Source organism: Micromonospora orduensis, assembly GCF_006228125.1.
GTDB classification, from domain to species: Bacteria; Actinomycetota; Actinomycetes; order Mycobacteriales; family Micromonosporaceae; genus Micromonospora; species Micromonospora orduensis.
Genome location: NZ_VDFY01000103.1, coordinates 1 through 4,624, shown reverse-complemented (window position 1 = coordinate 4,624; position 4,624 = coordinate 1). Strand labels below are relative to the sequence as shown.

Annotated in this window: 3 protein-coding genes; all 3 read left to right on the top strand. The window is 69.3% G+C overall.

Features of this window, described 5'->3' with window-relative positions; genetic code table 11:
• Positions 1-1,398 (top strand): type IV secretory system conjugative DNA transfer family protein (locus FHG89_RS06250; protein ID WP_139583404.1); only part of this gene is annotated, 1,398 nt, incomplete at its 5' end.
• Positions 1,399-1,649: 251 nt separating this feature from the next.
• Positions 1,650-2,606 carry a replication-relaxation family protein gene (locus tag FHG89_RS06245; protein WP_139583403.1) on the top strand — a complete coding sequence of 319 codons (957 nt, stop codon included), beginning with the start codon at positions 1,650-1,652 and terminating at the stop codon, positions 2,604-2,606.
• 554 nt (positions 2,607-3,160) lie between these two features.
• Positions 3,161-4,369: a low temperature requirement protein A gene (locus FHG89_RS06240; protein WP_139583402.1), complete on the top strand. Its 1,209-nt coding sequence runs from the start codon at positions 3,161-3,163 to the stop codon at positions 4,367-4,369.
• The last annotated feature ends 255 nt before the right edge of the window (positions 4,370-4,624 follow it).

Sequence of the window (4,624 nt, the reverse complement as noted above, 5' to 3'; positions counted from 1 at the left end):
CTCGGCGCCCGCGCCGCCCTCCCCCGAGACCTGGCCGTGCCCGGCCTGGACCGGGCCCGGGCCAAATCCATGCCCACCCCCGTCGCCGTACCCACCGGAGGGCGCGGCACGAAGATGATCGGCGACGCGCAAGTCGGCGGCCACGGCGTCGCCCTGGCCGTCCCCGACGCCCGCTACCACCTGCACGTCGTCGGATCCACCGGCAGCGGAAAGACGACGCTGTTGGTGAACATGGCCGTCGACGACATCAAAGCCGGCCGCGGCACCGTGGTCATCGACCCCCACGGCGACATGGTCCTGGACATCCTCGACCGGCTCCCCGCCTCCATCGCCGGCCGCCTCGTCATCTTCGACCCGGACCAAGGGAATCCGCCGACGATCAATCCGCTGTCCGGCGACGACCCCGACCTGGTCGTGGACAACCTCGTGTCGATCTTCGGGAACATCTTCGCCAAGGCGTGGGGACCACGCATGGACGACGTCATGCGGGTGGCCTGCCTGACCCTGCTGCGCCACGCCAACGTCACCCTGCAGCACATCCCACCCCTGCTCAACAGCGCCCAGTTCCGGTCGGCGATGACCGTCGACCTCGACGACCCGGCCGGTCTGTCCGGCTTCTGGCAGTGGTACGACGAACTCAACCCCGCCCTGCGCTCCCAGGTCATCGGCCCCGTCCTCGCCCGACTCCGGGCGTTCCTGCTCCGCGACTTCGTCAAACGCACCATGCGCTACCCGACATCCAGCTTCGACATGGGCAAGGTCCTCGACGGCGGTGCCCTGCTGGTCCGGATCCCGAAGGGCCAGCTCGGCGAGGACACCAGCAAGCTGCTCGGCTCCCTGATCCTGGCGCAGGTGTGGCAGGCCGCCACCGCCCGCGCGAAAATCGCTCCGGAGAAACGGCGGGACGCAACGCTGATCATCGACGAGGCCCAGAATTTCCTCACTCTCGCCAACAGCCTGGACACGATGCTCGCCGAAGCCCGCAAGTACCGGCTGTCTCTGGTGCTGTCGCACCAGGACCTCGCCCAGTTCCCCAAAGACCTCCTCGCCGCGGCATCAGCGAGCGCCCGCAACAAGATCTACTTCTCGTGCGCTCCCGAGGACGCCCGCGTCCTCGCAAGGCACACGCTGCCCGAGCTCGACGAGCACGACCTCACGCACCTCGACGCCTACACCGCCGCCACCCGCCTCGTCGTCGACGGCCGGCAAACACCGGCGTTCACGCTACGCAGCCGCCCACCCCAGCCAGTCGTAGGCGAGGCCACCGCGATCCGGGAGACCGTCGCCCGGACCGTGCAGGCGCAGAACACCAGCGCTATCGACGCTCTCGTCGACCGGTTATCCCAGCCCCGCGACGACAGAGGCGCAAGGACCAAGGGCGGCAGAGACGTCTCCTGACCGGAATCAACAGCCCTGCAGGACCAGCGCTTCGGTGTCTGTCACCGCAGCCAGATCAAGGCCGCGGTGCCCCTTCGACCAGCGCATCACCACCCCTTCACCACCGTCAACTCTGTGCCGCTGACAGAACGGCCCGGTTGGGCCTGTCAACGCTGCACACCCGCCGTGACCAGCCACAGCCACAGCGACCACCAATTCCAGACACCCCTCCCACAGAGGGGATCCTCCTTCCTGCCTGAAGGGAAACCGGCATGTCCGCCGAACACTGCGACCCGCACCGTCCTGACCCCCCTCACCCCCACTCCTTCGAGCCTTCCTCGCCCGGCCGCTCCGCGTCCTCGCGCCGCCCGACCCGCCCGGACCGCCTGCAACTCCTGCGTCGTCTGACCCTGCGCGACCGTCAACTGCTCGACTGGCTCGCCGAGCACTACCTGCTATCCACCGACCAGATCGCCCAGGCGCTGTTCCCGTCCCGGCGGGCAGCCCTGCTACGCCTCGCGGCGCTGCACACCATCGACGCGGTCACCCGCTTCGTGGACGTCACCACCGGCACCAGCCAGTACCTCTACGCCCTCGGCCCGCTCGGCGCCGTGGTCCACCCGACCGCCTACACCGACCCCGACCGGCCGTCCGCCCGGGCGCCGCGCAGCAGCATCGAGCGCACCGAACGCATCATCGGCAGCGCGAAGCTGCGCCACCTGCTCGGCGTCAACCAACTCTTCGTCGACCTGCACGCCTACACCCACATCGGCCCAAACGCGCAGCTGGCGCGGTGGTGGTCCGAGCAGCACGCCACCGCCGCCTACGCCGCCGCCGACATCCGCCCCGACGCCCACGGCGTCTGGACCGTCGGCGACCGCAGCGTCGGCTTCTTCCTCGAACACGACAACAACACCGAGAACCTCAGCCGAGTGCTACGCAAGCTGCGCGCCTACGAACGCCTCGCCGAGTTCGGACCCCGCTACCCCGTCCTGCTGCGGGTACGCAGCCGCCGCCGCGAGGCCAACCTCCTACGGGCCCTGGCCGGCGTGCCCACCGCCATGCCCGTGGCCACCGGCGTCCACGACGAACACCCCGCCGGCCCGGCCTGGACCCTCACCACCGACCCCGGGCTGCGCCGCTGGCTGCACGAGCTGCCCAGCGACCACGGCCCCGACAACCCCGCCACCAACCCGCACCGCTTCACCCAACCCGACACGAGCGACTAGCCCCAACGGCGGTGCCACCGACACCCGCGAGGGTGCCTCGCCCGAGACTCGCCGCCATGTTCGGGGTACGGAAGGCCATGAGACCCGCTTCCCGCCCGTTCGGCGCACAAACATGGCGCCGCGACCGGCCAATGATTGCTGCCGATCCCGGCGAGGCCCGCACGGGGTTCCGACCATGATTAGCCGACTTTGCGAAAGCCGGCCGGCGTCGCGGGCGGCGAGGTCCGCGTCCCGCTGCAGGCGAGAGCGGGTGTACGCAGAGAATGCTGGCTAACCTCATCCAGAAGGAAGGCAGCGCGGACAAGCTCGAACGGATCGGCCACGAAATAGGCGAACGAGTTCTCGCTACCGCATAGCGGCCTCGGAGGTCGGAGCAGCGAACGGGTAGCAGTCACCGTCGTCCCTTGGTTCGGTCTGGGGGGCCTCGCATGCGGCCGGTGGAGTCGACTTCCAGGCCCGTTCACGTGAACTTTGGTGAGCGTCGGTACGGGACGGGCCGCGGTCGGAATGATCAGCGGCAGGAATCGTCTTCGCGAGCCGTCCGAGGTGCTGCCATGTCCGACACAGTGACTCCTCCACGGCCCCCCGTCCGGGCCTGGTACCGGCCCATGGTCGCCCGCCCCACCGACGAGCCGTACCGGACCGTGACTCCGCTGGAACTGCTCTTCGACCTGTGCTTCGTGGCCGCGGTGAGGCAGGTCGCCGACCGGCTGCACCACAACCTGGGCGAGGCCGACATCGGTCACGGGATTGGCCTCTATCCGGCGGTGTTCTTCGCGATCTGGTGGGCGTGGATGAACTTCACCACATTCGCCTCCGCGTACGACCCCGAGGACGACGTCTACCGCCTCACCACCCTGGTCCAGATCGCCGGGGCGCTGGTGATCGCCGGTGGCGTACCCCGCGCGTTCGACCGCGGCGACTTCTCCGTCATCACGTACGGGTACGTGATCATGCGGCTGGCGATGGTCGGGCAATGGTTGCGCGTCGCCCGCAGCGACCCGGAGCGGCGGGCCACCGCACTACGCTATGCCGTGGGCGTCATCGTGCTGCAGGCGGCCTGGATCGCCCGGCTGGCACTGCCCGGAGGGTGGCACTGGCTGTTGCCCGGCTTCCTGGCGATCGTCCTCGCCGAGCTGCTGCTGCCGTTCTGGGCGAGGCGCCCCGCTCCGGTCATCTGGCACCCACGCCACATAACCGAGCGGTACGGCCTATTCACCATCATCGTCCTCGGCGAGTCGGTACTCGCGGCCAGCCTCGCCGTCCAGACCGCCTTTGACCGGGGGACCAAGGCAAGCACTCTTCTGACGATCGCCGGTGCCGGCATCGTGATCGTCTTCGCGATGTGGTGGCTGTACTTCGATCGCCCAGTTCAGCACCTGGCGGCCTCGCCGCGCGTGGCGCTGCTGTGGGGATACGGTCAGTACCTGATCTTCGCATCGGCGGCTGCGCTCGGCGCGGGCCTCGCCGTCGACGTCGACTACCAAACCGGCACCGCGCACCTCGGGTCCGTCGCCGTAGGGTACGCGGTAGCCGCGCCGGTCGCCGTCTACCTGCTCGCAGTCTGGACGCTGCACATCCGCCCGTATGAGCAGCTGAAGATGACCGTGCCGTACTTGGCCACCACGGCGCTCGTACTGCTGACACCGTTCACGCCGGCGCCGGCACGCCTGACCGCTCTGCTCCTCGCCACCCTCGTCGCCACCACCGTGATCGCTACCCGGCGCAGGCAGGGCGCCGCCCGGACCGCGACGGATCACTAGCCTCGGCCTGTCGCTAAGTGTGACCAAGGGTGGCCGACCGCTGGTTGATCTTTCCTTGTGGTTCGTCCGGCATATGGGCATGGCGGTTACCGGGCGAGTGGCGGGTTCCTCGGGGAACGGGTCGTCGGGCGGAACGGGTGAGGCGGGCGGGGACGTTTAGCAGCCGGTGACGCGGTGTTGTGGAGGTGGGCGATGGCGGGACGAGGTATCGGTCAATCTGCGGGGCAGCGCCGTCGTCGTCGCGCAGGGTCTCCC

What these genes read in the sequence shown, in the direction of transcription:
- FHG89_RS06245 (WP_139583403.1), top strand. Translation starts at nt 1,650, where the DNA reads ATGTCCGCCGAACACTGCGACCCGCACCGTCCTGACCCCCCTCACCCC.
- FHG89_RS06240 (WP_139583402.1), top strand. Translation starts at nt 3,161, where the DNA reads ATGTCCGACACAGTGACTCCTCCACGGCCCCCCGTCCGGGCCTGGTAC.